This window comes from Actinacidiphila sp. bgisy145, assembly GCF_057708125.1.
The window spans coordinates 140,952-165,008 of sequence record NZ_JBYIRL010000001.1 but is presented as its reverse complement, the minus strand read 5'-3'; the positions used below and the strand labels follow the sequence as shown (position 1 = coordinate 165,008).

23 protein-coding genes are annotated in these 24,057 nt (G+C 73.5%); 11 read left to right on the top strand and 12 right to left on the bottom strand.

All coding sequences use genetic code 11. The features are described from left to right. Window positions 1-68 precede the first annotated feature (68 nt). Window positions 69-755 carry a TetR/AcrR family transcriptional regulator gene (locus tag AC3ERT_RS00660; RefSeq protein ID WP_435172137.1) on the top strand — a complete coding sequence of 229 codons (687 nt, stop codon included), beginning with the start codon at window positions 69-71 and terminating at the stop codon, window positions 753-755. A gap of 74 nt (window positions 756-829) precedes the next feature. Continuing rightward, window positions 830-1,762 (top strand): MBL fold metallo-hydrolase, encoded by a 933-nt coding sequence (locus AC3ERT_RS00655; protein WP_435127906.1) that lies wholly within the window; start codon window positions 830-832, stop codon window positions 1,760-1,762. On the opposite strand, the gene AC3ERT_RS00650 is transcribed toward AC3ERT_RS00655, so the two are convergent. Beyond that, entirely contained in the window at window positions 1,759-2,607 is an 849-nt protein-coding gene (locus AC3ERT_RS00650; protein ID WP_435172135.1) for an AraC family transcriptional regulator, read from the bottom strand. The genes AC3ERT_RS00655 and AC3ERT_RS00650 overlap by 4 nt on opposite strands. 22 nt (window positions 2,608-2,629) lie before the next feature. Continuing rightward, entirely contained in the window at window positions 2,630-3,541 is a 912-nt protein-coding gene (locus AC3ERT_RS00645; protein WP_435172133.1) for an MBL fold metallo-hydrolase, read from the bottom strand. 156 nt (window positions 3,542-3,697) lie between these two features. Here AC3ERT_RS00645 and AC3ERT_RS00640 point away from each other — a divergent pair, with 156 nt between their 5' ends. Next, window positions 3,698-4,510 carry a helix-turn-helix transcriptional regulator gene (locus AC3ERT_RS00640; RefSeq protein WP_335980865.1) on the top strand — a complete coding sequence of 271 codons (813 nt, stop codon included), beginning with the start codon at window positions 3,698-3,700 and terminating at the stop codon, window positions 4,508-4,510. Between the two features lie 58 nt (window positions 4,511-4,568). Here AC3ERT_RS00640 and AC3ERT_RS00635 read toward each other — a convergent pair whose 3' ends face one another. The 4 genes from AC3ERT_RS00635 to AC3ERT_RS00620 all read right to left on the bottom strand — a co-directional run bounded on the left by AC3ERT_RS00635 (window position 4,569) and on the right by AC3ERT_RS00620 (window position 10,214). Next, the gene (locus AC3ERT_RS00635; protein WP_435127914.1) at window positions 4,569-4,823 is read right to left on the bottom strand and encodes a hypothetical protein; all 255 of its coding nucleotides are present in this window, start codon (window positions 4,821-4,823) and stop codon (window positions 4,569-4,571) included. Between the two features lie 49 nt (window positions 4,824-4,872). Beyond that, window positions 4,873-5,943: a hypothetical protein gene (locus tag AC3ERT_RS00630; protein WP_435172131.1), complete on the bottom strand. Its 1,071-nt coding sequence runs from the start codon at window positions 5,941-5,943 to the stop codon at window positions 4,873-4,875. Next, a complete protein-coding gene (locus AC3ERT_RS00625) occupies window positions 5,933-7,966 on the bottom strand; it encodes a hypothetical protein (protein ID WP_335980869.1) in 2,034 nt (677 codons plus the stop codon). Before AC3ERT_RS00625 ends, AC3ERT_RS00630 begins: the two co-directional genes overlap by 11 nt. A gap of 202 nt (window positions 7,967-8,168) precedes the next feature. Next, window positions 8,169-10,214, bottom strand: a complete 2,046-nt coding sequence (locus AC3ERT_RS00620) for a phosphocholine-specific phospholipase C (RefSeq protein WP_435172129.1) — start codon at window positions 10,212-10,214, stop codon at window positions 8,169-8,171. Window positions 10,215-10,674: 460 nt separating this feature from the next. On the opposite strand from AC3ERT_RS00620, the gene AC3ERT_RS00615 reads away from it, so the two are divergent. The 4 genes from AC3ERT_RS00615 (at window position 10,675) to AC3ERT_RS00600 (ending at window position 15,888) form a co-directional block, all read left to right on the top strand. Next, window positions 10,675-12,333: a purple acid phosphatase family protein gene (locus AC3ERT_RS00615; protein WP_435172128.1), complete on the top strand. Its 1,659-nt coding sequence runs from the start codon at window positions 10,675-10,677 to the stop codon at window positions 12,331-12,333. 133 nt (window positions 12,334-12,466) lie between these two features. After that, window positions 12,467-13,054 carry a GNAT family N-acetyltransferase gene (locus AC3ERT_RS00610; RefSeq protein ID WP_335980874.1) on the top strand — a complete coding sequence of 196 codons (588 nt, stop codon included), beginning with the start codon at window positions 12,467-12,469 and terminating at the stop codon, window positions 13,052-13,054. A 198-nt stretch (window positions 13,055-13,252) separates the two neighbouring features. Beyond that, the gene (locus tag AC3ERT_RS00605) at window positions 13,253-14,713 is read left to right on the top strand and encodes a hypothetical protein (protein ID WP_435172126.1); all 1,461 of its coding nucleotides are present in this window, start codon (window positions 13,253-13,255) and stop codon (window positions 14,711-14,713) included. After that, window positions 14,710-15,888 carry an ARPP-2 domain-containing protein gene (locus tag AC3ERT_RS00600; protein ID WP_435172124.1) on the top strand — a complete coding sequence of 393 codons (1,179 nt, stop codon included), beginning with the start codon at window positions 14,710-14,712 and terminating at the stop codon, window positions 15,886-15,888. The genes AC3ERT_RS00605 and AC3ERT_RS00600 overlap by 4 nt, the downstream gene beginning before the upstream one ends. A gap of 22 nt (window positions 15,889-15,910) precedes the next feature. Here AC3ERT_RS00600 and AC3ERT_RS00595 read toward each other — a convergent pair whose 3' ends face one another. Next, the gene (locus AC3ERT_RS00595) at window positions 15,911-16,624 is read right to left on the bottom strand and encodes a class I SAM-dependent methyltransferase (RefSeq protein ID WP_335980878.1); all 714 of its coding nucleotides are present in this window, start codon (window positions 16,622-16,624) and stop codon (window positions 15,911-15,913) included. Between the two features lie 212 nt (window positions 16,625-16,836). Here AC3ERT_RS00595 and AC3ERT_RS00590 point away from each other — a divergent pair, with 212 nt between their 5' ends. Beyond that, window positions 16,837-18,315: an MFS transporter gene (locus tag AC3ERT_RS00590; protein ID WP_435172122.1), complete on the top strand. Its 1,479-nt coding sequence runs from the start codon at window positions 16,837-16,839 to the stop codon at window positions 18,313-18,315. 82 nt (window positions 18,316-18,397) lie between these two features. Beyond that, window positions 18,398-19,135, top strand: coding sequence for a TetR/AcrR family transcriptional regulator (locus AC3ERT_RS00585; RefSeq protein ID WP_435127929.1), 738 nt, complete (start codon window positions 18,398-18,400; stop codon window positions 19,133-19,135). Window positions 19,136-19,194: 59 nt separating this feature from the next. On the opposite strand, the gene AC3ERT_RS00580 is transcribed toward AC3ERT_RS00585, so the two are convergent. The 3 genes from AC3ERT_RS00580 to ykgO form a co-directional block, all read right to left on the bottom strand. Next, window positions 19,195-19,776 carry a GNAT family N-acetyltransferase gene (locus AC3ERT_RS00580; RefSeq protein WP_435172120.1) on the bottom strand — a complete coding sequence of 194 codons (582 nt, stop codon included), beginning with the start codon at window positions 19,774-19,776 and terminating at the stop codon, window positions 19,195-19,197. A 42-nt stretch (window positions 19,777-19,818) separates the two neighbouring features. Continuing rightward, window positions 19,819-20,478: a zinc ribbon domain-containing protein gene (locus AC3ERT_RS00575; protein WP_335980883.1), complete on the bottom strand. Its 660-nt coding sequence runs from the start codon at window positions 20,476-20,478 to the stop codon at window positions 19,819-19,821. A 317-nt stretch (window positions 20,479-20,795) separates the two neighbouring features. Further along, window positions 20,796-20,918 carry a type B 50S ribosomal protein L36 gene (gene ykgO, locus AC3ERT_RS00570; RefSeq protein WP_335980885.1) on the bottom strand — a complete coding sequence of 41 codons (123 nt, stop codon included), beginning with the start codon at window positions 20,916-20,918 and terminating at the stop codon, window positions 20,796-20,798. Window positions 20,919-21,027: 109 nt separating this feature from the next. Here ykgO and AC3ERT_RS00565 point away from each other — a divergent pair, with 109 nt between their 5' ends. Then, window positions 21,028-21,342 (top strand): hypothetical protein, encoded by a 315-nt coding sequence (locus AC3ERT_RS00565; RefSeq protein ID WP_435127934.1) that lies wholly within the window; start codon window positions 21,028-21,030, stop codon window positions 21,340-21,342. Window positions 21,343-21,361: 19 nt separating this feature from the next. Here AC3ERT_RS00565 and AC3ERT_RS00560 read toward each other — a convergent pair whose 3' ends face one another. After that, window positions 21,362-22,012: a TetR/AcrR family transcriptional regulator gene (locus AC3ERT_RS00560; RefSeq protein ID WP_435172118.1), complete on the bottom strand. Its 651-nt coding sequence runs from the start codon at window positions 22,010-22,012 to the stop codon at window positions 21,362-21,364. A gap of 215 nt (window positions 22,013-22,227) precedes the next feature. On the opposite strand from AC3ERT_RS00560, the gene AC3ERT_RS00555 reads away from it, so the two are divergent. Further along, entirely contained in the window at window positions 22,228-22,950 is a 723-nt protein-coding gene (locus tag AC3ERT_RS00555) for an SDR family NAD(P)-dependent oxidoreductase (protein WP_435172116.1), read from the top strand. A gap of 30 nt (window positions 22,951-22,980) precedes the next feature. Here AC3ERT_RS00555 and AC3ERT_RS00550 read toward each other — a convergent pair whose 3' ends face one another. Then, window positions 22,981-23,943 carry a LysR family transcriptional regulator ArgP gene (locus AC3ERT_RS00550; protein WP_435172114.1) on the bottom strand — a complete coding sequence of 321 codons (963 nt, stop codon included), beginning with the start codon at window positions 23,941-23,943 and terminating at the stop codon, window positions 22,981-22,983. Window positions 23,944-24,057: the final 114 nt, after the last annotated feature.

Sequence of the window (24,057 nt, the reverse complement as noted above, 5' to 3'; positions counted from 1 at the left end):
TTCGGGGTTTGCCGGCCGTTTATTAGACTGTACTGTCAAGTCTAATAAACGGCGGAGGGGAGACCGGCATGACCGAACAGCTGAGCGCGGACCGACCGGGGGCGCGGCGGAAGGAGCCCGGACGCCGCAGGTCGGGCTCCGACGAGAAGATCCTCGCGGCGGCGAAGAACCTCTTCCTGGCCGACCGCTACGACGGTGTCACCCTGGAGCGGATCGCCGAGCGCGCGGGAGTCTCACGGCAGACCGTCTACAACCGCTTCGGGTCGAAGGACGCCGTCTTCCGGGAGATGGTCCGCTACCACTGGTCGGCGTTCGCCGGCCCGGACCGACGGGGCGTCGAGTGCGACGCCGGCGCGAGCGCGGAGGAGGTTCTGCAGGGGTTCGCCGAGTCGCTCCAACGCTTCGCCGCCGAGACGGACCAGATCCGCTTCGCCCGGCTCGTGGTGGCCGAGTCCGTGCGTCGGCCGTGGATCGCGGACGAGTTCTACCGGGTGGGCAAGGGCCCTGTCGTGGAAGCGTTCGTCGGCTGCCTCGACGACCTGGTCCGCAGCGGGCGCCTGCAATGCCCGGACACCTACCTCGCGGCGCGCCAGTTCATGGGCCTCGTCCAGGAGTTCCTCGTCTGGCCGAGGGTCATGGCCTTCGAGGAGGAGACCACCGCCCAGCCGGCCGCGGAAGTGGTGATCGAGGAGGCCGTACGCGTCTTCCTGGCCCGCTACGCACCCGGGCCGAACGCCCCGGGCCGGCCTGCCTGATCCGCCCGCCGCCTGACCACCGCACCTCTTCCCGACCTGTTCCGACCTGTTCCACGCTCTCCGAAGGACCCGTCGTGCCCGCACCCACCATTTCACTCGGCGATGTCGAGATCACGCGCGTCGTCGAGTGGTCCGGCCCCATCCGTACCGCCCGCTTCGTCATCCCGGACAGCGACGGGGAGACCTGGCGGCGCCATCAGGACTGGCTGGCGCCGGACTTCTGGACCCCGGCCGACGACGCCTACCGCTGCCACATCCAGACCTGGGTCCTCCGCAGCGAGGGCAGGACCATCCTGGTGGACACCGGGGTCGGCAACGACCGGGAACGCCCGCAGATTCCGCAGTTCACCGGGCTGCGCACCGACTACCTCGCCCGCCTGCGCGAGGCCGGTGTCGCACCCGAGGACGTCGACATCGTCGTCAACACCCACATCCACTACGACCACGTCGGCTGGAACACCGAGTCGCGTGACGGGCAGTGGGTGCCCACCTTCCCCAACGCCACCTACCTGATCCCCCGCGCCGACAACCTGTACTTCGACCCGGAAAGCGCCGTCCGCAGCCGGGCCCCGCGGGACGAGCACGAGCGCCTGCGCTGGGAGGGCAGCAGACTCGTGTTCAACGACAGCATCGCCCCCATCCACCGAGCGGGACAGGCAGTGCTGTGGGAGGACACCCACCGCATCGACGGCAACCTGCGGCTGGAGGCAGCGCCGGGCCACACCCCCGGCTCGTCCGTCCTCACCCTGCGCTCGGGCACCGACCGCGCCGTCTTCGTCGGGGACATGCTGCACAGCCCCGTCCAGGTCCTCGAACCCGGCTGGAACAGCTGCTTCTGCGACGACCTCCCCCTCGCGGCCAGGACCCGCCGCGCCTATCTCGCCCGCGCCGCCGAGCTGCGCGAGCTCGTCATCCCGGCCCACTGGCCGGGGCACGGAGCCGCCGAGGTCCGGCAGGACAGGGACGGCTTCGCCCTCACCGCATGGGCCGCCTTCCCACGCGGCTAACGGCCGGTGCGGTGCTGCTGCCGGTAGCGGCCGGCCGAGATCCCGTACTCGCGTTTGAACGCGTTGGCGAAGGCGTAGGGGGAGCCGTAGCCGGTGCGCTGCGCGACGGTGGACAGCGGGACGTCGGTCGTCTGGAGCAGGCGTGCCGCCACGGTGAGCCGCCACCACGTCAGATAGGTGAGCGGTGGCTGCCCCACCATGGCGGTGAACCTGCGGGCGAAGGCGGCACGGGACAGGCCCGCGTGCGCGCCCAGCGACTCCACGGTCCAGGGGTCGGCCGGGCGTTCGTGCAGGGCCCGGAGCGAGCGCGCGACCACCTCGTCGTCGAGGGCGACGCACCAGCCGGTGGCCCGCAGTCCCGCACGTTCGATCAGGCAGGCCCGGATCAGGTGCACCAGGAGCACTTCGAGCAGCGCCGGCAGCACCAGGTCCCTGCCGTGCATCGGTTCGCCCAGTTCGCCGAGCAGCAGGTCGATCGACGCCTGGAGACCCTGGTAGCGGTCCGGCCGCGCCGGAAGGCTCACCAGGTCGGGGAGGTCCTGGAACAGCGGATGCGGGCGGGCCCGCTCCAGCCGGTAGGCGCCGGACAGGAAGCGGGCCGTGCGGTCGGTGGCGTTCGCGAGCGTGTGCGCGGTCCCGTGCGGGAGCAGAACGGCGTCGCCCGGTCGCAAGGTGACGACCGCTTCGTCCGGTGCCGTCACCTCGATGCGTCCCGTGGTGCCCACGTAGAACCGGGCACCGTCGAAGATCCCGGCGTCCTTCTCCCACCACGGGTCCGCGTCCTCCAGCGTCAGGGAGGGGCGTCCCACGCGCATGGTGCCGATCGCGTCGCTGAGCACGTCCATCGCCGTATCCTCCCGCACCGCGTCAGGTGTCCGAGAACGGCGCCCACCGCTTGATCGAGACGGCCCCGTTCGACCGCGCGACTTCGGCGGCACCCGCGCCGCCCAGGTGCGCCGGCACGACCAGGCTGTTCGTCGCGGCGGCCCGCTCCAGGACGCGGCGCCGGGACCGGGTGGCCTCGGCCTGGTCCTCGCTCAGGCAGGTGTCGTGGTCGGGTTCGATCATCTGCAGCGGAGTGTGGACCAGGTCGCCGACGAACACCGCCCGGTCGGCGCCGGACTCCAGCCACAGCACCGCCGAGCCGGGTGTGTGACCGGGGGCCGGTTCCAGGACCAGGTTCTCGTCGATGCGGTGGCTGTCGCCCTCCCACAGCACCGTCCGGCCGGCCCGGTGGACGGGCAGGACGCTGTCGTTGAACGTCACCCCGGTGTCGGCCGCGGACTGGAACGGGGACTTCGGGACATGGCCGCTTGCGGGGTTCCAGAAGTCGAAGTCGGCCCGGCTGATCAGATACCGCGCGTTCGGGAACGTCGGTACCCACTCGCCGTCGACCAGCCGGGTGTTCCACCCCACGTGGTCGTTGTGCAGGTGGGTGTTGACGACGAGATCCACGTCCTCCGGCCGCACCCCGGCCGCCGCCAGCCGGTCGAGGAAGTCGCCGTCGCGCTGGTGGAACACCTCGACCTCGCGCTGCTTGTCGTTGCCGAGGCCGGTATCGACCAGAATGGTGCGGCCCGCGCTGCGCAGCACCCAGGTCTGCACGTGCGCCTGCCACGCACCCGTCTCGGCGTTCAGGAAGTCGGGCGCCAGCCAGGATTCGTGCCGGCGCCACAGTTCGCCGGGAACGGACGGGAACAGGACATCGGTGGTGGCGAAGGCACCCTGCCACTCGACCACCCGCGAGACCTCGACATCACCCAGAATGATTTTCTTCACCCCCCCACCGTAGGAAGGGACGGTGAGACGCTAAATGCTCCGCTGTCTCGCTTTCTTAAGACAGCGTCTCGCCGCGGTCCCGTCCGCCACCGGAACCGACCGGCCAGGACGGACCGCGACACCAGGCGACTGCGGCGACGGGGCAGACTGGGGGCTATGGCCGGCGGCGAAATCCACCAGGTGGACGCGTGGCGCCCGAAGGTCCCGGGCATCACCGAAGTGCTGCACGCCCACTTCACGCACCACGCGTACCCCGTGCACACCCACACCACGTGGGACCTGATGCTGCTGGACGACGGTGTCGTGGACTTCGCCCTGGACCGCAGGCGGCACGGCGCGACGGACGCCAGCCGCGTGGTGCTGCTGCCCCCGGGGGTCCCGCACGACGGCCGCACCGTCAACCCGGCCGGGTTCCGCAAGCGCGTGCTGTACCTGAGCACGGACGTGCTGCCCGCCCGCCTGGCGGGGAAGGCGGTGGCCGGCCCGATCCTGGGCGACGCTGCCCTGCGCGCGAGGGTGCACCGCCTGCACGCGGCCCTGCGCGACCGGGACGACGCGCTGGAGGCGCAGTCCCGCCTCGCCTTCGTACGCGAACGCCTGCTGGTGCACCTCGACGCGCACCGGGTCCGGCCACCGGGCCGGGAGGGCGACCGGCTCGCGGCCCGGCTGCGCGAACTGCTGGACGCCCGCGTCGCCGACGGCCTGACCCTCGACGAGGCCACCGCGCTGCTGCACGCCCACCCCACCCACCTCATCCGCAGCTTCTCCCGCGCCTACGGACTGCCCCCGCACACCTACCTCACGGGGCTGCGGATCGACCGGGCCCGGCGCCTGCTCCTCACCGGCGAGCGGCCCGCCTCGGTCGCGGCGGCCGTCGGCTTCTACGACCAGGCGCACCTGAACCGCCACTTCAAGCGCCACCTCGGCGTCACCCCGGCCGCCTACGCCCGCCGCCGCCTGGCCCGGTAGCACGCCGGAGCGGCCGTCCGACGTCCGTGGCGGACACCGCGTCACGGTGCCGCCGACGTCAGGACGCCCCCTTCGGCGTCTTGTCCGCCTTCTCGACCTTGTCGATCAGCCGCTGCTCCTCCGCCGGGAACTGGTCGAACAGCTTGCTCAGCGTGCCCATCCGGCCGTGGAAGTCGGTGCCCCACCGGTCGGCGGCGGTCCCGACCCACGTCCCGGTCATCATCTGGTTGACCTTCTCGATGGCCGCCCGGATGTTCCCCTCGGCGGTCTTCACCGCGGCCATGTCCTTCTTGCAGTCGTCCACGTCACTCATCTGTCCTCCTCGGAGAAGTCGTCCGCCGCCCTCCCCCTCGCCGCGACTCTCACGAGCCGGCCGCGGCGAGGGCGAGGGCGGGGTCTGCGGAGCTGCGGTGCACCAGGTTCCCGAGGAGCAGGACGCGCTTGCCGCTCTGGGCGATGTACGCCTGGGTTCCGCAGGTGCTGGTCAGAGCGGGGTACTGGTGGCCGGGCGTGCAGGCGTGGCCGTCGTTCGGGGTCTTCGCCAGCACGGTCGCGCGGCCGTTGTGGACATACACGACGGCTGCCGACGAGCCGGCGGTGTCCTGGGCCAGGGCGTAGAAGCCGCCGCCGGTCGCGGGTGCCAGGTGCGACAGGCGCAGCGACGCGATCGCCGTGTGGGTGCCGGGTAGCGTGCCGGACAGGTGCAGGTGCTCGGGCGCCTTGCCGACGGGGATGGCCACGATGTCGGAGAGGTCGCCGGTGGCGGAGTAGACCGTTCCCGCCGGGTCCACCACGGCGCCGGTGAAGATCGGTGCCGACTGGTGGTAGAGGCGGGTGGAGGTGCCGTTCCCGAGCGCCCAGAGGTCGCCGCCCTCGCTGATGACGAGCGACCCGTCCGGGCGTTCGCCGACCGGCAGCGCGTTGTCGGAGGTCGGCGGGATCGCGAGGGCGGTGGTGCGGCCGTCCTTGTCCGTCACGGGCAGCTTCGCGACCCGCGTGGGCGGGCTCTGCTTGAGGACGCCGAAGACGACGGAGCCGTCCGAGCGGACCACCAGGGAGGCGTTGTCCACCCGGTGGTCGACCCGCACGTATCTCGCGACGACGCCCTGCGGGGTCATCCGCAGCACGTCGGGATGGTCGGCGCCGTCCCACTCCACCATGTACACGTCGCCCGACCGGCTGGTGGTCACCAGGGTGTCGCCGGACATCACGTCCTCGTTGAGGTCGTAGGTGTCGCTGAGCGCGCCGAGGTCGAAAGCGGCGATCTTCCCGGCGGCCGGGGTCGGCAGGCCGGCCCGGGCGCTCTTGTGGCCGCCGCCGCCCGAGCACCCGGCCAGGAGCCCCGCCACCGCCACCGCCGCCGCCAGGTACCGCTTGGTCCGGGTGCGCTTGGTCCGGGTGCCGGACCCCGGGCGACAGGCCCTAGTTGCCATCAAGTGATCCTTCGTACGTCCTGAAGCCGCTGTCGAGGTCGCCCATGACGCCGTTGGTCGTGGAGGCGACGCTCGTGCCGGTGAACCAGCTGGTGAAATCCGTGTTCTGCCACGCGTCCGGGGACACGGTCTGGGTCTTGGGGTCGTACCACGTCTGGCCGGCGGGCGCGGGGATCTTCCCCGACCGGATGAGTCCCTGGGCCAGCGCCGGCGCGTACGCCTTCTCGACGTCCTTGGCGTCCTTGGAGTTCACGGCCTGCTGCGCGGCGGCGTTGTCGGTGGAGAACGGGTCGGTGGTCGGCGCCTTGACCGACCGGCCCCAGGTGGCGAGGGTCTGCGAGTACTTGAAGCCCTTGGTGACCACCTTGTCGGTGACGCCCTTGGGGAGTGAGGTACCGCTGAACAGGACGCCCGCGGTGTTCAGGACCGCCAGGTTGGCCTTGTGCTGCTCGTCCAGCTGCTGGGCCGCGCTGTAGCTGATGTTGTTCTTGGCCTTGGTGAACAGGCCGATCATGTTGCCCAGGTTGGTGATGTCGTCGCTGGAGCCGGCGGCGTCGCTGAGCTGGGCGTGCATCGCGGTGTCGAACATCGCGGCGGCGCTGGGGTCGTCACGGGTGAACAGCTCCATCGCCGCTTGCAGGTCGTCGTGCGGGAGGACCAGGCCGTGCTCCGTGGTCGAGTAGCCGCCCGCCTGCGAACCGGCGATCTTGGACGAGGCGCCGAGCTGGTCGGCCCAGGTGGCGGTGATGCCGGCCAGGGCGACGGCGGTGCTCTGCGGATAGGTGAAATAGGCGAGCTGCTCCTTCTGGGAGCGGCCGGCGAAGGTGCTGTTCTCCTTCGCCGCGGCGGCCAGGATGTTGTACGCGGCCTGGCCGGACTGGTCGGCGAAGTCGGGACTGCGGTCGCTGGCGGCCAGCGTGAGCACCCGGCCGATGGGTTCGGAGTCGTCCACGGTGCCGGTCCGGCTGGTGGTCTGCCAGTTGTACTCCAGCAGGTCGGCCGCGTACCCCTTGCTGGCGGCGGTGTTCTGGCCGAGCAGGTCGCGGGAGCCCTGCGCGTTGTCGCCGAGCCGGTCCAGGACGGCGAGCACCGGGTCGTTGGCCCGGATGGCCGCGACGGTCTGGTCCGCACCGGACTTGGAGCCGACCGCGCCGGTGAGGCCCAGGTCGTCGAACCACGCCTTGCCGTCGCCGTAGTACCCGGGGTAGGCGCCGCCGCCGGGGAACATCTCGTAGTCCGGCCGCATCGCGCCCTGCTTCTCGCGCCAGTCCAGCATGCCGCCGCTGATGTCGGAGAGGACCTGCGCGTTCCACTTGTCACCGGAGGGGCCGTACTTCAGCAGCATGCCGATCGACCAGGCGTCGTCGTCGGTGGGGTGGGTGAGCGGCGCCAGGTAGTCGGGGGCGGGATGGGGGTAGTCGCCCTTGACCGCGAGGTCGGCCAGCGTCTGGGTGGCCTGGCCGAACTGGGCCATCGCGGCGACGGACTCCTTGCTGAGCAGGGTGTTGTCGTGCGTGCCGTCCTCGGCGTGCAGGGCGTTGGCGGCTCCGGTCATGTCCTTGATGCCGCCGTTGATCATGAACGCCGTCATGTAGGCGGAGTCCTTGCCGTGGTCGGACAGCGACTGGGCCACGTTGAGGATGATCTGCCGGGAGTTCGGGTCCTTGGGGTTGGCGAGCGCCTTGCTCAGCTCGCTCGCCTCCTGCTGGGCCTCCTTGGCCGGGTCGATGTCCTTGGTGTCCCAGGGAATCTGGTACATGTCGCCGTTGATGCCGCACAGGTACGGCTGGCCCGCGCCGTCCAGCAGGTTCAGCGCCTCGTCGGCCCGCAGCGCCATGGCGTGCGCGTCGTCGCCGACCTGCTGGGCCTGCTGTCCGATCGCGCTCAGGTTCAGGGAGCCGCCCCACCGGTCGAAGTCCGTCCGGATCGTGCCGCCGTCCGAGGCCAGTGCCGCGGCCAGATCCGCCAGGCGGTTGGCCAGTTGCCGTAAGCGCTGCGGGTTCACACCCGCGAAGTCCGTCATCGGTCCCCCGTACACGTCGTGGGCGCGCGCACCACCCGTCACGTCCGTGCGCGCGCGTCCGGTCAGTTCCGTTCCACGGTAGCGGCGCAGGGCTCCGGAATCCGTACCCGCACGGCGGCTGTGACCGAGCCGGGACGAAACGTCGGGCGGGGGAGCCTCGGCGGCCTGGCCGCCAGGGCTCCCCCGCCCACCAGGGTGTGTCCTAGGCCGTCGCGATCGCCGGGTCGCTGACGCCGGGGCGGCCGGTCTCGACGTGCCCGGCGAAGCGCCGTGTGAAGGCCGCGTCGTGGTCGGACTGCACGGTCACGTCGTACCAGCGGTCGGCGAGGGCGGGCCGGTAGGTCTCGCGGCGCCCGGCGCGTACGACGAGCATCCGCTGCTTGCCGTCGTAGGCGTTGCGGACGGTGAAGCGGATGTCGCTGCCGCCGGAGTTGGCGAGGGTCAGCTCGACCTGCCCGGTGCGGGCGTCGTGCCGGGCGGTGACCTCGGCGCCGGCGCGGTGCGCGGTGCCGCCGAAGGCCCGCAGGAAGCCGGCCGGGCCGTGCACGGTCAGGTCGTAGGTGCCGGAGGTGCCGTCGGTGTCCCACTGCCCGGTGAGGGTGTGCCCGGCGCCGGTGGTGTACGTCCACGGGCCGTCGGTGCGGTTGCCGGAGGTGACGTGGAAGCACGCGCCCGCCCCGGCGCCGCCGCCGAACGTCAGGGTGACCTGGCCGGCGGCGGTGACGGCCGCGTCCGTGTGCGGCGCGTACGGCAGCGGCCGGGTGGGCCGGGAGCCCTTCTCCTGGCGCGGCACCGCCTGCTCGGCGGGCGGCACCGGCACGTAGGAGTCGTGCCGGTCGGAGTCCGTCGGCTGGTAGCCGTCGGTGCCGGGCAGGCGCGCGGGCCGGTCGTGCTGGAGCGAGAAGTCGAACGCGGAGGTCAGGTCGCCGCACACCGCGCGCCGCCACGGCGAGATCTGCGGCTCGTGCACGCCGAACCGCTGCTCGATGAACCGCAGGATCGAGGTGTGGTCGAACGTCTCGGAGCAGACGTAGCCGCCGGTGCTCCAGGGCGAGACCACGAGCATCGGCACGCGCTGGCCGAGGCCGTACGGGCCGGGGGCGTAGGTGGAGTTGCCGGGGAAGAGCTCGAGGGAGGTGTCGACGGTCGAGCCGCCCTGGCCCGCCGCGGCGGCGTACGGCGGCACGACGTGGTCGAAGTAGCCGTCGTTCTCGTCGTAGGTGATCAGCAGCGCGGTTCTGCTCCACACCTCGGGGTCGGCGGTCAGCGCGTCCAGGACCTGCGAGATGTACCAGGCGCCGTAGTTCGCGGGCCAGTTGGGGTGCTCGGAGAACGCCTCGGGAGCGGCGATCCAGGAGACCTGGGGCAGCCGCCCGGCCTTGACGTCGGCGCGCAGCACGTCGAAGAAGCCGTCGCCGGCCTTGGCGTCGGTACCGGTGCGGGCCTTGTCGTAGAGCGGGTCGCCGGGGGCGGCGTTGCGGTACTGGTCGAAGTAGAGCAGCGAGTTGTCGCCGTAGTTGCCGCGGTAGGGGTCCTCGATCCAGCCCCAGCCGCCGGCCGCGTCGAGGCCGTCGCCGATGTCCTGGTAGATCTTCCAGGAGATGCCGGCCTTCTCCAGCCGCTCCGGGTAGGTGGTCCAGCTGTAGCCGGCCTCGGAGTTGTCGACGACGGGGCCGCCGCCCTTGCCGTCGTTCCCGGTCCAACCCGACCACATGTAGTAGCGGTTGGGGTCGGTGCCGCCGATCAGCGAGCAGTGGTAGGCGTCGCAGATGGTGAACGCGTCGGCGAGCGCGTAGTGGAACGGGATGTCGTCGCGGGTCAGATGGGCCATCGTGGCCGCGGACTTGGCCGGAATCCACTGGTCGTACCGGCCGCCGTTGACCGCCTTGTGGCTGCCGGTCCACTCGTGGTTGAGGCCCTCGATGAACTTCATGCCGAGGTCCTGCGTGTCCGGGTGGTAGGGCAGCACCTCGCCGGTGCCGTTCGGCTGGTGCCACACGGACTTGCCGCTGGGCAGGGTGACCGGCCGCGGGTCACCGAAGCCGCGCACCCCGCGCAGCGAGCCGAAGTAGTGGTCGAAGGAGCGGTTCTCCTGCATCAGGACGACGATGTGCTCGATGTCCTTGATGGTGCCGGTGCGGCGGCCGGCCGGGATGGCGGCGGCCCGGGTGATGCTGCCGGACAGCGCGGAGAAGCCGGCGGTGGCGCCCGCGATCTGAAGGAAGCGGCGCCGGTTGAGTTCGGTCATGCTCGCGGGACCTCTTGGGCTCGGGGCGGATGCTGGGCCGGGCGGCGCGGACAAGTTGGCGTGCGCGGGCCGGCGTACCGCTGACGTCGGGTGGTGCGGGGCCCGGCGGTGGCGGCCCGGGCCGGGCGGTCCCAGATCACCGAGCGCCGGCGACGTGCGGGTGTCGTACGGGTGGCGCGGCGCCGTACGGACCGCGAACAGCCCGCCGGCGGGGGGAGGTTGCGGCCGCGCCCGCGACGGCCTTTGGCACCGGCCCGTCACGGTGGGTTCCGTCGCCGGCGCGCAAGGCGCCGTTCAACTGGCCGTCGCCGCCGGGCGGGATTCTGCACGACGTCACCGCGCCGCCCTGGCGCGGGCCCGCACTTTTGCGCACCGCTCGGCACGGCACCGCACCGCCCGCACCTCCACGCACCGCCCGGCACGACCGCGCACCGCACCGCACCCGCGTCAAGGAGTCTTGATGGCCGCACAGTTGGACCCGTCGCACCCTTCCGAGCCGTCGTCGCAGCAGCCCGGGGAGCAGGCGGCGGCGCAGGCCCCGGCCGGGCCGCGGATCGGCCGCCGGGCCGCGGTCGGCCTGCTCGGCACCGCCGGCGCCGCCGCCGTGGCCGCGCCGCTGCTGACCGCGGCGCCGGCCGCCGCCGCGCCGGCGAGCAGCGCCACCGCGGGCGCCCCGGCGTTCCTGCCGTCGCCGGACGCGGGCGGCGCCCCGCCGGTGCAGGGCCTGCACCTGACGTTCGGCAAGGACCCGGCCACCCAGATGGTCGTCTCCTGGCTCACCGACGCCCCGGTGAAGCGGCCGCGGGTGATGTACGGCACTCTCGAACACGGCCTGGGCTCGGGCGTGGACGCGGTCACCCGCAGCTACGCCGACGGCAAGTCCGGCCGTAGGGTCTACGTCCACCACGCGGCGCTGAACCGGCTCTCCCCCGGCAAGCAGTACTTCTACGTCGTCTCGCACGACGGCGCCACGCCCGACAGCGGGACCTTCGCCACCGCGCCGCGCGGTCGCCGCCCGCTGACCTTCACCAGCTTCGGCGACCAGTCCGCGCCGCAGGTCACCTGGGCGTCGGACGGCAGCGTGGCGCTGGACGCCAACTCCACGCCCGCCACCAAGGACATCGTCACCGGCATCGAGCAGGTCGCGCCGCTGTTCCACCTGCTCAACGGCGACCTGTGCTACGCCAACCTGGACGTCGACCGGGTACGGACCTGGAACAACTTCTTCACCAACAACACCCGTTCGGCCCGCTTCCGGCCCTGGATGCCGGCCGCGGGCAACCACGAGATCGAGTCGGGCAACGGCGAGATCGGCCTGGGCGCCTACCAGACGTACTTCGCGCTGCCGTCGACCGAGACCGACGCCGAACTCGCGGGCCTGTGGTACGCGTTCACCGCCGGCTCGGTGCGGGTCATCGTGCTCCAGAACGACGACAACTGCCTCCAGGACGGCGGCGACCTCTACATCAGCGGCTACTCCGGTGGCCGCCAGCTCGCCTTCCTGGAGCGGGAGTTGAAGGCGGCGCGGGCCGACCGCGACATCGACTGGGTGGTCGTGGCCATGCACCAGGTGATGATCTCCTCCTCCGACGCCAACGGCGCCGACCTGGGCCTGCGCGCCAAGTACGGCCCGCTCTTCGACCGCTACCAGGTCGACCTTGTGGTCTGCGGGCACGAACACAACTATGAGCGGTCGCTCGCGGTGCGCGGGGTGGTCAGCGGCAGCGAGACCCTCACCCCGAACCCCGCCTCCACCCGCACCGACGACATCGACACGAGCCTGGGCACCGTGCACATGGTGCTCGGCGGCGGCGGGGTCTCCGGGACCACCAACCAGTCGTTCTTCAAGGACGGCACCGCGAAGGTGATCACCGCCGTGGCCGACAGCCGCCCCGAGGGCGGCAAGCGCGCGGCCACGTACGTCAAGGAGGAGGCGGTCTGGACGGGCGTGCGCGACATCGAGCACCCCTACGGCTTCGCGTCCTTCACCGTGGACCCGGGCCGCTTCGCGGGCGACACCACCCGGCTGCACGTCACGTACTACAACGTGGACAAGCCAGCCGGCGAGCTGTCGGTCTTCGAGCAGTTCACGCTGCACCGGCGCCGCTCGGACGGCTAGCCGCGGCCGGGCGGCCGCCCCGCCGTGCGCCGAACGGGGCGTGCCGCGCCCCGCCAGGCGGGTGGGGCGCGGGCGGCCGCACCCGGTGGGCTACGATCCGCCGAGTCCCCCCAAACCACGCAGGAGGCGCGACATGGCCGACAGCGAATACCGGGTCGAGATCGACGGTGCCCGGGTGCTCACCCCCCGGCTGCTGCTGCGGCCGTGGGAGGACGCCGACGCGGCGGGTGCCCTGGCGGTCTACGGCGCCGACGAGGTGACCCGCTGGCTCGCCCCGGCCATGCACCGCACCCCCGACGCCGAGGCGATGCGCGAACTGCTGGCCTGCTGGCGGGCGAACTGCGAGGAGCTGGACCCCCCGGCCGGCCGCTGGGCGGTCACCCGGCGCGACACCGGCGAACTGGTCGGCGGCGCGGCGCTGCTGCCGCTGCCCCCGTACGGCGTGGACCTGGAGGTCGGCTGGCAGCTCGCCCCGACCGCGTGGGGCGCGGGATACGCCTCGGAGGCCGGGCACGCCGTCGCGCACTACGCCTTCGAGGCGGGCGTCGACGAGATCTTCGCGGTGGTGCGCCCGCGCAACGAGCGCGGCGCCGCGACCGCGCGGCGGGTGGGCATGGAGTGGGTCGGGGAGACCGAGAAGTACTACGACCTGCGGCTCCAGGTCTACCGGCTGCGCAAGGCCGAGTTCCCCCCGTCCCCGGCGCCGCACCCGGCCGACTAACCGCGGCCGCACGGCCGTACGGCCGGCCCGACCACCGGTCGAATACCCGGTCGATCCGGCATGCCCGCGCTGTTACGGTACGAGGCGCCGGCCGCGGGACTCCGGCGCGACTTCCGGAACCTGCCTCTGAAGCAATGATTCGCAGCTCGCGCCCTCACACCCCGGCCGGCATCCATCCACCGGGGAGGGGTGTGTGCGGTGCCGGGTGCGCTGGAGGGTCTGGTCGCCGCCGAGGACGTGCTGCTCTTCGTGAACGCGGCCGTCACCTCGACCGGCCAGCGCGAATTCCACAGCGGGGCCGCCGAGCAGCGGATGTCCCTGGAGTTCCTGCACGCGTACATGCTCGGCAACTACCGCGGGCTGTACGCGGCCGCCCTCGCGCTGGGCGTCAACGACCACAACGCCGCGCTGATCGTCCGCGAACTGCTGCGCACCGCCGCCGAGGCGAGCCCCGAACAGCGTCGCACCGAGGGCGCGCTGATCGCCCGGCGGCTGCACCTGCTGCCGCCCCAGCGGGTGTACGCGCTCTTCGCCGAGTTGCGCGCGGCCCGGGTGAACAACCGCCGCACCCGGGCGATCGTCCGGGACTGGCTCGCCGCGCGGCCCGACGCGGGCTTCGACGCGGTGAAGTACCGCGCGGGCCTGAAAGCCGCGCTGCGCCACACCCATCTGCGGTTGGGCCCCGAGGAGTTGGGGCCGTTCCTGTTCGCGCCGCGCAGTCGGGCCCGCTACGGGCACCCGCTGCTGGACGCGCACCGGCGCGCCCGTTACGAGCAGGCGGCCGTCTTCGAACTGCCGTTCACCGTGGCCGAGGGGTTCGCGGCGCGGCATCGCATCCCGCGCGAGGTCTTCCTGGAGCGGATCGCGCCGCGCCTGACCCGGCTGGAGCGGCTGCGCCTCCAGGAGGCGGCCCGCAGGTCGGGCGTCGGCGCCGTCGGCACCGACCTGACCCGGATGCCGCTGACCAGGCTCGCCTCCTACGTGCTGGGGCTGCCGCGCGCGGACCGGGTGGCGCGCCGGGCCGAACTGACCGCGGCGCTGACGACCGCGGCGCGCCGTGTCGCCGGTGCGCGTGCCGGGACTTGGGGCCGGGTGACGGCGGTGCTCGACGACTCCTCCTCCACGTACGCCTCCGGCCACAAGCGGCGCCGGCCGCTGGCCGTGGCGCTGGCGGCGCACTTCCTGCTGGCCGTGCTGGCCGGTTCGTACCGGGCACTGTGGACGTCCGGCCGCACCGACGCGCTGCTGGCCGGTCCCTACGGCCCGACCCCGCTCGGCACGCGGCTGCTGGACGCGCTGGAGCCCGGCCCCGACCTGGTGCTGGTGGTCTCCGACGGCTTCGACAACGCCCCGCCGGGGCTGGCCGCGGAGGTGCTGCGAGTGTGGCGGTCCCGGATCGACCCGGGCGGCCGCACCGGTGTGGTCCACCTCAACCCGGTGTACGACGCGGAAGGCTTCGATATGCGCCGGCTGTCACCCGCAGTGCCGACAGTGGGCATCCGCGATGCGGAGGATCTGCCCGCCCTGACCGAACTGGCCGCGTTCGCCACCGGCCGCGGCGGCCTGCCGCGGCTGAGGGCGCATCTGGACGCGCGGGTCGCGGAGTTCCTGGCGGGTGGCTCCGGCCCCGGGCCCGGAGCCGCCGGGGGTGCCGTGTGACGGCCGCCTTCCGGCTGGACCTGGCCGGGCTGGAGCCGGGTCCCGCCCAGGTGTGGGGCGGGGTACGGCTGGTGCCGCTGCTGCGGGCCGCACCGGTGGAGGGGCTGCGGCTGCACGCCGAGCTGTACCGCGACGGGTACGGAAGCGTGGTGACCGGGCCGCGCACGACGTACACCTCCTACATCCCGCACGGCTTCGTCGCGGACTGGGGCGCGGACGCCGGGCAGCGCGGCCCGGCCGCCGCGTACGGTACCCAGCTGCGCGGCGGGCAGGGCGGTCAGGAGGCGGTGGCGGGCATGCCGCTGAGCGTGCACCGGCGCATGGCCCGCCGGGAGGCGAAGCACCGGCTCCGCTTCCTGCCACTGCACCTCGCCCTGGAGGGCTTGCTGAGCCTGCACTTCGGCGGCCCGTCGATCGCCTGGGCCGAGTGGTCAAGGCAGGCGCTGCGGCACGGCCTGTCGCCGCGGGTGGAGGAGGCGTACCTCGGCGCGGACGTGCGCGGCCTCGACGACGCGCTGCGGGTCTTCGAGGTGCATCCGGGCCAGTGCGGGCTCGCCCTCTACGTCGCCGACGCGCTGGCCGCGGTGTTCGCCGTGCCGCACCCGGCGGACTACCGGGCGCTGCACGACACCCTGCTGCTCGACCTGTACGGCGAACTCGTCTACCAGTACGCCCTGTTCGGCGCCGCCCTGCCCGACTACCGGCCCGCACTCGGCGACCCCGGGTCGGTGCCGGAGCTGCGCGCGGCCGTGGCCCGCGAGGAGCGCGCCTGGCGCGCGTTCCACGACGGCACCATGGCCGCCGGACTGCTCGACGGGGAGTACCGGGCCCAACGGGTCCACCGCGCGGGGCCGTTCACCCTGCACCGCTTCCTGCCGGCCTTCCGCCCGCGCCAGGAGAACCACATCGGCGAGGCCATCACCGCGGCCGACGGCCGGATCGCCTACCTGAAGACCTTCCGGCTCTCCGAGGCCCAGGTGCGCCGCGGCCACCTGCTGTCCCGGCTCGCCGCTCACGACTGGCACTTCGCCGACACCGCCGCCGACCTCGGCCTCACCCCGGCGGAGTTGGCCCAGCGCCTGCGCTCGGCCGGCGTCGCCCACCTGCTGCGCCAGGACCTCGCCGACGCCGCGCGCCGGCCGCCGTCCGGCCGCGGCGCGGGCAGCGCCCGCTGACCGGGGAGGGGGCGGCCGCGCCTCACCCGATCCGGCGGGCCAGTACCAGGCGGCAGCGCGGGCTGCCGTCGGGGCGTCGGCCGAACTCCTCCAGCGCCAGGGTGCTCACCTCGAAGCCCGCGGCCGCGAGGTCCGCCCGCACCGGCTCCAGCGGGAAGGTGCGGTAGTACATCACGAACGGCGGGCGCCACAGCGCGTTGCGCACCCGCATCGCGGCGTCGAAGCCGGCCAGTGCCCAGTACCAGGGCGAGCCGACCGGGGGCGGCGCTGCGACGGGGAAGGCGAACAGCGCGCCGGGGCGCAGCGCGCGGTGCACCCCGGCGAACAGCGCGGGCCGCTCGGCGGGCAGGAAGTGCCCGAACGCGCCGAAGCTGACGGCGAGGTCGAACTCCGTGTCGAACGGCAGCGCCCGCGCGTCGGCCCTGACCCAGCCGTGCTCGGGGTGGGCGGCGCGGGCGCGCTCCAGCATGCCGCGGCTGATGTCCGCGCCGGTGACGCCGTTGGGGCACAGCCCGGCCAGCACTCTGACGCCGGCGCCGGTGCCGCAGCACACGTCGAGCCCGGTGCGGAACGGCCCGTACGGCCGCAGCGCCGCCGCGGTGGCGTCGAGGAAGCGGTCCGGGGTGCGGAAGGGCGTGTGGTCGAAGGCCGGTGCCAGCAGGTCGTACCCGTGCTCGACGGAGGACAGCGCCTGGACGGCCAGCTCGCGTACGGAGGGGCCCTGGGAGGAGAACACCCGGCCCACCCTAGAACCGGGTGCGGCGCGATGTGCGCGAGATCTCACCCGAACGAAACGGAACCGCCATTCCCGTTGACGTATGCTGGCTTTAGCGGAATCACAGTTCCGGATCTCCGCGCACACCTCCGAGCGCTGTCGCTCGTCCCGTTCTCCGTACGGCCCGGACCACCGCGTCCGCGCCGCCCCTTTTGCGTCCGTTAAGGAGTTCCATGGCGTCCGAAACCCGGCGCACCCCTCACCAGGTGACGTTCGCGGTGCTGGCGGCGAGCGTCAGCGCGTACGCACTGCTCCAGTCGCTGGTGACCCCGGTCCTGCCGACGATCCAGGAGTCGCTGCACACCTCGCAGAACACGGTCACCTGGGTCCTGACCGCGTATCTGCTCTCCGCGTCCATATTCACCCCGATCATGGGCCGGGTCGGGGACATCGTCGGCAAGAAGCCGGTCTTCGTGGCCACCCTGGTCGCGCTGGCCGCGGGCTCGCTGCTGGCCGCGCTGGCCACCAACGTCGGGGTGATGATCGTCGCCCGGGTGATCCAGGGCATCGGCGGCGGCGTGCTGCCGCTGGCGTTCAGCATCGTCCGCGAGGAGTTCCCGCGCGAGAAGATGAGCGGCGCGGTCGGCGCGATCGCCTCGCTCGTCGCGGTCGGCGGCGGCCTGGGCATCGTGCTGGCCGGCCCGATCGTCAACGCGCTGGACTACCACTGGCTGTTCTGGCTGCCGATGATCCTCACCATCCTCACGGCGGTCGCCACGGTGCTGTTCGTACCGGCCAGCCGCACCCGTACCGAGGGCCGGATCAGCTGGGCGCCCGCGCTGCTGCTGTCGGCATGGCTGGTGGCGCTGCTGGTCGCGCTGAGCCAGGCGTCGGTGTGGGGCTGGGGCTCGGGCAAGGTGATCGGCCTGATCGTCGCCGCCGTGGTGCTGGCGGTCGCCTGGGTCGAGACCGAGCGCCGGTCGGCGACGCCGCTGATCGACATGAAGATGATGAGCCGTCCCGCGGTGTGGACCAACAACACCGTGGCCCTGCTCTTCGGCGTCGGCATGTACTCCGTCTTCGCCTTCCTCCCGGAGTTCGTGCAGACCCCCAAGTCCACCGGCTACGGCTTCGGTTCGACCATCACCCAGTCCGGGCTGATCCTGCTGCCGATGTCGGTGGCGATGTTCCTGGTGGGCCTGGGCGCCAACTCGCTGGCCGCCCGGATCGGCGGCAAGACCGTGGTGCTGCTCGGCTCGCTGATCAGCGCGGTGTCGATGGCGCTGCTCGCCTTCGCGCACGGCGCCACCTGGGAGCTGTACATCGCGACCGCGGTGATGGGCGTCGGCTTCGGCCTCGCCTTCGCGGCGATGTCCAGCCTGATCGTGAGCGCGGTCCCGGCCGAGCAGACCGGCGTGGCCAGCGGCATGAACGCCAACATCCGCACCATCGGCGGCTCGATCGGCGCCGCGCTGATGGCCAGCGTCGTGACCTCCAGCCCGGCGGCCGACGGCCTGCCCCGCGAGGCCGGCTACACCCACGGCTTCGCGATGCTCGGCGTCGCGCTGCTGGTCGGCGCGCTGGCCGCGCTGCTGATCCCGGTCTCCCGGCGCGGCACTCTGGTAGCCAGCTCCACCGAGGACAACGAGCCGGCGGGCACCGCGCTCACGGCCGTACCCGGCGGTACGGTCATGAGCGACACGTCGGAGTGAGGTCCGGCACCGGACACTCCGGTGCCGACCGCACCACAGGGGAGCCGGCACCGGGCAGGGCCGCACCGATCGGAAGTGGACGATGGCAGCGCACAAGGCGGGGCACGGCCCCGTAGCCGACAGCACCGGGCACGGCACGGGGCACGGTGCCGTGTGCGGTGAGCACCCGGCGCCGAAGGGCGCTGCCGACCCGACACCCGCCGGCGGCGCCGCCCCGCACCGCCCGATGCGGCGCGACGCCGCGCGCAACCACCAACTGGTGATCGCCGCGGCCCGCGAGGTGCTCACCGAGTACGGCACCGACGCCAGCATGGAGCTGATCGCCTCCCGCGCGGGCGTCGGCGTCGGCACCCTCTACCGGCGGTTCCCGAACAAGGAGGCGCTGGTCGACGAGATCGCCGGGCAGATGCTCGGCGAGCTGGTCGCCGAGGCGCGCAGCGCCCTGGCCCTGCCGGACGGCACCGGACTCGACGTGTTCATCGGGGTGTTCGGCCACTGGCTGAGCCTGCACCGCGGCTACGCCGACAAGCTGGTGGGCCGCACCGAGGCCGCCTGCGTGGAGCAGCTGCGCGACCTGATCGACCTGCTGCTCGACCAGGCCAAGGCGGCCGGGCGGGTCGCCGCGCACATCGAACTCGGCGACGTGATGGCCCTGGTGTGGGGGCTGCGCGGCGTGGTGGAGACCAGCGGCGCGGTCACCCCGGACGCCTGGCGGCGCTACGCCGACATCCACCTGGCGGGCCTGCGCGCCCACTCCCCCGCATCGGCCCGCCCCGCGGTGACCCGCGAGCAGCTCACCCGGATCAACGCCCAGGGCTGAACTCCCCCGCACCGCCCGCCCTGCCGGCTCCGCCCGACACCGCGGCGGCCCGGGCCCGTTCAGACCGGGCGGGCCAGGTGGAGCAGGCGGGGACGGTCGTCCCGGGCGGGTACGGGGGCGAAGCCCAGCCGCTCGTAGAGGGCGATCGCGCCCGTGCGCCAGTCCCACACCGACAGCCGCAGGGTGTCCACCCCGCGCGCGGCCGCCTCGGTGAGCGCGGCGCGCACCAGGGCCGCGGCGATCCCGCGGCCGCGGTACTCCGGGGCGGTCCACAGCCGCTTGATCTCGGCCGCGCCGCCCACCGCGCCGGTCAGCACCAGGCAGCCGGGCACCGCGTCCCCGGCGACGGCCAGCAGCACCGTGTCGGCCGCGAACGCGGTCCGCGGGTCGAGGACCTCCGCGCGGTAGCGCTCCGGCAGGTCGGCCACGTCGGTGACGGCCTCGCCCTTCTCCGCCTGCGTCTGGAGGTGGTAGGCGGCGAGCAGCCCGGCCGGGCCCTGGCCGCCGGCGAGGCCCGGGCCGGGCCAGCGCACGACGGTGGTGGCCGGCACGGCGGCCGAGGCCGGGGTGGCGGCGGTCGCTTCGGCCGGGGCCTGTTCGGCGGGGGTCTGTTCGGCGGCGGGCCGGGGGCGGTCGTTCATGCCCCCAGCCTCACACATCCGCAGGTCAGCGCGGCGCGGGGGTCAGCGGCGGGTGCCGCAGTCCGGGCAGAAGGCGGCGCCCGCCGGGAGCTGCGCGCTGCACGAGCCGCAGGTGTCCGGCTGGGCGAGCCGGTTGCCGCAGCCGGGGCAGAAGGCCGAGCCGTGGGTCTCGGCGCGGCACTGCGGGCAGACCAGCTGGCGCGGGGTGTTCACGTCGAACGACTGCCCGGCGGTCTGCCCGACGGCGTAGGCGCGCTCGGTCACCATGTCGTTGAGGCCGCGCTGCTGGGCGGCGAGCGCCTCGGCGGCGGTGTCGGGGGCGCAGGTCAGGCAGATGCCCTGCCCAGCGTTCCAGCAGCGGTTGCAGACGTAGCCGGTGCAGCGCGGACAGCGGTTGAAGTGCCCTTCCGCGGTGGATATCGCGCGCTGGAAGGCCGCGTCGCGGGCGGTGCCGTAGCCGGCGCCGGCCAGCCCGTCGGCCGCGGTGGACACGCCGCTGCCGGCCCGGCCGAGCATCCCCCAGGCCGCGTTGACCCCCTTGCCGACCCAACTGGCCATCCGGCCACCGGTGTACGGCACGAACGGCGAGCGCCACGTGTCGTAGCAGCGGTGGCAGGAGAACTCGAACTGGAACCCCGCACCCGTGCCCTGTTGCTCGCACAGATCACGGTAGTTGTTGCTGAAGTAGATCTCCGCGGTCACCGGTCGCCCTCCCCGAGCAGCCTCCGGCCGGGCCCCTGCCCGCCGGTCCTCCCCTACCGGCAACGGACGCCCCGTCCGCCGCTGCCGGTTCTGCGGGCCGGGTACGGCGCCGCAAGCACCCTGTATTTTCCCACATCCGGGCGCCCCCTTGGCGCTGCTGGGCACACCGCTGCGCCCCCGCGCTCCCCACGGTCACCACCCGGCACGCCCGCCCCGTTCCGCATCGCGGTCCGAACCGGCCGCGGCCGCCGTACGCCCGTGTCCCGGGTGTACGGCGGCCGCGTGCGGGGGCTGGCTGGGGCCGGCCCGTGGCGGGATCAGCCCTGGCGGGCCTTGCTCCGCGGGTCCTTGCGGTTGATCACGTAGACCTTGCCGCGGCGGCGCACGACCTGGGCGCCCGGGCGGCCCTTCAGGGAGCGAAGCGAGTTGCGTACCTTCATGGTGGCGCCCTTCTGCTCGTAGTCTCTACGGTTGCAGGTGCGACAACCGCGGTGCCCGCGCGTTCATTCCGCGCGGGCGGGCGGTCCTCCAGGAGGGGACGGGCAGACCATGACCGAAACACCGCAGGACCGCGACCGGCCGGGCGCCGACGAGGGCCCGGACTTCGACCGGCCGGGGTTCTCCAGCCCCGACTTCTCCAGTCCGGACTTCACCGGCCCCGGCGGCGACCGGATCGGCGACTTCACCCCGCCCGACTTCGAGGTGCCGCCCTTCGAGGGCCCCGACTACGAGGCCGAGGACGCCGACGAGCTGGTGCCCGAGGAGGCCGGGTTCTCCAGCCCCGGCTTCACCAGCCCCGACTTCACCAGCCCCGGCCCGATCGACGACCCCGACGACACCCACGGCACCCCCACCTCGCACTGACGCCCGGCCGCGCCAGGCCTCAACCGCCGGGCCGCACCGTCAGATCGGCGATCCGCGCGAGCATCGCGTCGAGTGCCGCCTCCAGCGGAGCCGTCTCGCGCCGGACCTGGGTGAGCAGCAGGCCGCCCTGGAGGGCGGCGAGGAGGGCGAGGGCGAGCCGGTCCGGGTCGCCGTCGCCGCGCAGCTCGCCGCGGTCGCGCATCGCGTGCAGGCCGGAGCGGATCGCCGCCTCCCACCGGGCGAAGCCGCCGACGAGGTCGGCGCGCGCCACCTCGTCGGTCTCGGCGAGCTCGCTGGCCAGCGACCCGATCGGGCAGCCGCCCTGGCAGTGCGCCTCGCGCTGGATGCCCACGACGAGGTCGCGCCAGGCGCGCAGCGCCTCCAGCGAGTCCAGGCTGCCCAGCAGCGGCTGCTGCGCGTCCAGCACGGCCTGGGTCTGGTGCGCGATCACCGCGCGGACCAGGGCGCTCTTGTCCGCGAAGTAGTGGTAGATCTGCGAGGTGCTGACCCCGGCGGCGGCCCGTACGTCGTCGGTGCTGGTGCCCGCCACGCCGTGCTCCAGCATCAGTCCGGCCGCGGCCGCCACGATCCGCCCGCGGGTGGCGGCGCCCTTGCGGGTCAGCTTCTGCGGCGCCGTCGGGTCGGACACGGGGGGCGAGTCGATGCTCATGCGTTCAGCGTAGGCCCTGCCCAGCGCTTCCTCCCGGCCCGCGGGGCGCCCGCCACGGAAAAACTGGAGTTGACACTCCAATCTTTGGGTGACAAGAATGGAGTCATCGCTCCAATATTCAGCGGCGGGCGATCACCCCCGGCGGCGCACCCGTGCCGCGCGGGCACACACACCCCCACCACGCACACCCCCACCACCGAAAAGGGCGGATCACCATGGAGTTCGAAGGCCGCAAGGCACTGGTCACCGGCGGCACCTCCGGCATCGGCCGGGAGATCGCCCGACAACTCGCCGCGGGGGGCGCCGAGGTCCTCGTCAGCGGCCGCGACGCGCAGCGCGGCGCGGCCACCGTCGCCGCGATCGAGGCCGCGGGCGGCAAGGCGCGCTTCTTCGCCGCCGACATGGCCGACCTCGACTCGGTCGGCCGGCTCGCCGAGCAGGCCGCCGACGTCGACATCCTGGTCAACAACGCGGGCGTCTTCGACTTCGCGCCGACCGGCGAGCAGTCCGTGGCGTCCTACGACGCGATGTTCCAGGTCAACGTGCGGGCGCTGTACTTCCTGACCGCCTCGATCGCGCCGCGGATGGCCGAGCGCGGCGACGGCAGCGTGGTCAACATCAGCACGATGGCCGCGACCGTGGCGCTGCCCGGCGGGTCCGTCTACAGCGCGACCAAGGCCGCCGTGAACTCGCTGACCCGCACCTGGGCGGCGGAGTTCGGCACCTCCGGGGTCCGCGTGAACAGCGTCTCCCCCGGCCCGACCCTCACCGAGAGCGCCCCGCTGGAGATGGTCGACACGCTCGGCGCCACCACGCTCCTCAAGCGCCACGCGAGCACCGCGGAGATCGCCGCCGCGGTGGTCTTCCTCGCCTCGCCCCGGGCCGCGTACGTCACCGGCGCGACGGTGCCGGTCGACGGCGGGCGCGCCGTCGCGTGACGCCCCGCGCGCCCGCGGCCCGGCGGCCGGTCAGCCCGGCGCGGGGGCGGGCGGGGAGAGGGTGCGGGCCGCGGTGCGGTGGACGGCGTCGGCGACGGCGGCCAGGTCGGGCGAGTCGAGCTTCCACTGCTGCCAGTACAGCGGGACGTCCACCGGGCGGCGGGCGGCCAGCTCCACGAGGGTGCCCGCCGCGAGGTGCGGGCCGGCCTGCGCCTCGGGGATCATGCCCCAGCCGAGCCCGGCGGCGACCGCGGCGAGGAACGCCTCGGACGAGGGCATGCAGTGCCGGGCGCGCGTCGCGGCGGTCAGGCGCGCGGAGCCGGCCGCCCGCCGCGGGGCGAGCAGGTCCAGGAACCGGTCCTGCAACTCGTCCTTGCGGTCGAAGACGATCGCGGGCGCGGCCGGCAGCGCCTCGCGCAGCGGGCGGCCGGCCAGCCGGCGGGCGACGAACCGCGGCGCGGCCATCGCCCGGTAGCGCATCCGGCCCAGCGCCCGCACCGAGCAGCCCTGCACCGCCAGCGGGGAGGAGGTCACCGCGGCCATCACCCGGCCCTGGCGCAGCAGTGCCGCGGTGTGGTCCTCGTCGTCGCGGTGCAGGTCGAACAGGATGCCGCGGTCGGCGGCGGCGTCCACGAGCGCGGGCAGGAACCACGTCGCGAGCGAGTCCGCGTTGACCGCGATCGGCAGGGTGGCCGGACCGAGCGCGTCGTCGAGGCCGAGTTCGGCGCCCGCGTCCTGCTCCAGCCGCGCGAGCTGCCGCCCGTAGCGGATGAGCACCTCGCCGGACGCGGTGGGCCGCACCGGCTTCGTCCGCAGCAGCAGCACCCGCCCGGTGCGCTGCTCCAGTGCCTTGACCCGCTGGCTCACCGCCGACGGCGTGACGTGCAGGGCCTCGGCGGCCGCCTCGAAGGTGCCCTCGTCCACGGCGGCGAGCAGCGTGCGCACCTGGTCCAGCGGCAGCCCGTCCACCGTCGCCGCGCCCCTTTCCCGCACCGCCCGCCGGGTCCTTCCGAGCACAGGCGGCACATCGTAAGCAGTCCTTAAGCAGTGCTCATGCTACCTAAGAATCCTTAGCTGGCCTGAAAGATCACCCCGCTCCTAGCCTCG

What these genes read in the sequence shown, in the direction of transcription:
- ykgO (WP_335980885.1), bottom strand. Translation starts at nt 20,918, where the DNA reads ATGAAGGTACGCAACTCGCTTCGCTCCCTGAAGGGCCGCCCGGGCGCC.
- AC3ERT_RS00565 (WP_435127934.1), top strand. Translation starts at nt 21,028, where the DNA reads ATGACCGAAACACCGCAGGACCGCGACCGGCCGGGCGCCGACGAGGGC.
- AC3ERT_RS00555 (WP_435172116.1), top strand. Translation starts at nt 22,228, where the DNA reads ATGGAGTTCGAAGGCCGCAAGGCACTGGTCACCGGCGGCACCTCCGGC.
- AC3ERT_RS00610 (WP_335980874.1), top strand. Translation starts at nt 12,467, where the DNA reads ATGGCCGACAGCGAATACCGGGTCGAGATCGACGGTGCCCGGGTGCTC.
- AC3ERT_RS00585 (WP_435127929.1), top strand. Translation starts at nt 18,398, where the DNA reads ATGGCAGCGCACAAGGCGGGGCACGGCCCCGTAGCCGACAGCACCGGG.
- AC3ERT_RS00650 (WP_435172135.1), bottom strand. Translation starts at nt 2,607, where the DNA reads ATGGACGTGCTCAGCGACGCGATCGGCACCATGCGCGTGGGACGCCCC.
- AC3ERT_RS00615 (WP_435172128.1), top strand. Translation starts at nt 10,675, where the DNA reads ATGGCCGCACAGTTGGACCCGTCGCACCCTTCCGAGCCGTCGTCGCAG.
- AC3ERT_RS00635 (WP_435127914.1), bottom strand. Translation starts at nt 4,823, where the DNA reads ATGAGTGACGTGGACGACTGCAAGAAGGACATGGCCGCGGTGAAGACC.
- AC3ERT_RS00580 (WP_435172120.1), bottom strand. Translation starts at nt 19,776, where the DNA reads ATGAACGACCGCCCCCGGCCCGCCGCCGAACAGACCCCCGCCGAACAG.
- AC3ERT_RS00640 (WP_335980865.1), top strand. Translation starts at nt 3,698, where the DNA reads ATGGCCGGCGGCGAAATCCACCAGGTGGACGCGTGGCGCCCGAAGGTC.
- AC3ERT_RS00560 (WP_435172118.1), bottom strand. Translation starts at nt 22,012, where the DNA reads ATGAGCATCGACTCGCCCCCCGTGTCCGACCCGACGGCGCCGCAGAAG.
- AC3ERT_RS00590 (WP_435172122.1), top strand. Translation starts at nt 16,837, where the DNA reads ATGGCGTCCGAAACCCGGCGCACCCCTCACCAGGTGACGTTCGCGGTG.
- AC3ERT_RS00620 (WP_435172129.1), bottom strand. Translation starts at nt 10,214, where the DNA reads ATGACCGAACTCAACCGGCGCCGCTTCCTTCAGATCGCGGGCGCCACC.
- AC3ERT_RS00630 (WP_435172131.1), bottom strand. Translation starts at nt 5,943, where the DNA reads ATGGCAACTAGGGCCTGTCGCCCGGGGTCCGGCACCCGGACCAAGCGC.
- AC3ERT_RS00660 (WP_435172137.1), top strand. Translation starts at nt 69, where the DNA reads ATGACCGAACAGCTGAGCGCGGACCGACCGGGGGCGCGGCGGAAGGAG.
- AC3ERT_RS00625 (WP_335980869.1), bottom strand. Translation starts at nt 7,966, where the DNA reads ATGACGGACTTCGCGGGTGTGAACCCGCAGCGCTTACGGCAACTGGCC.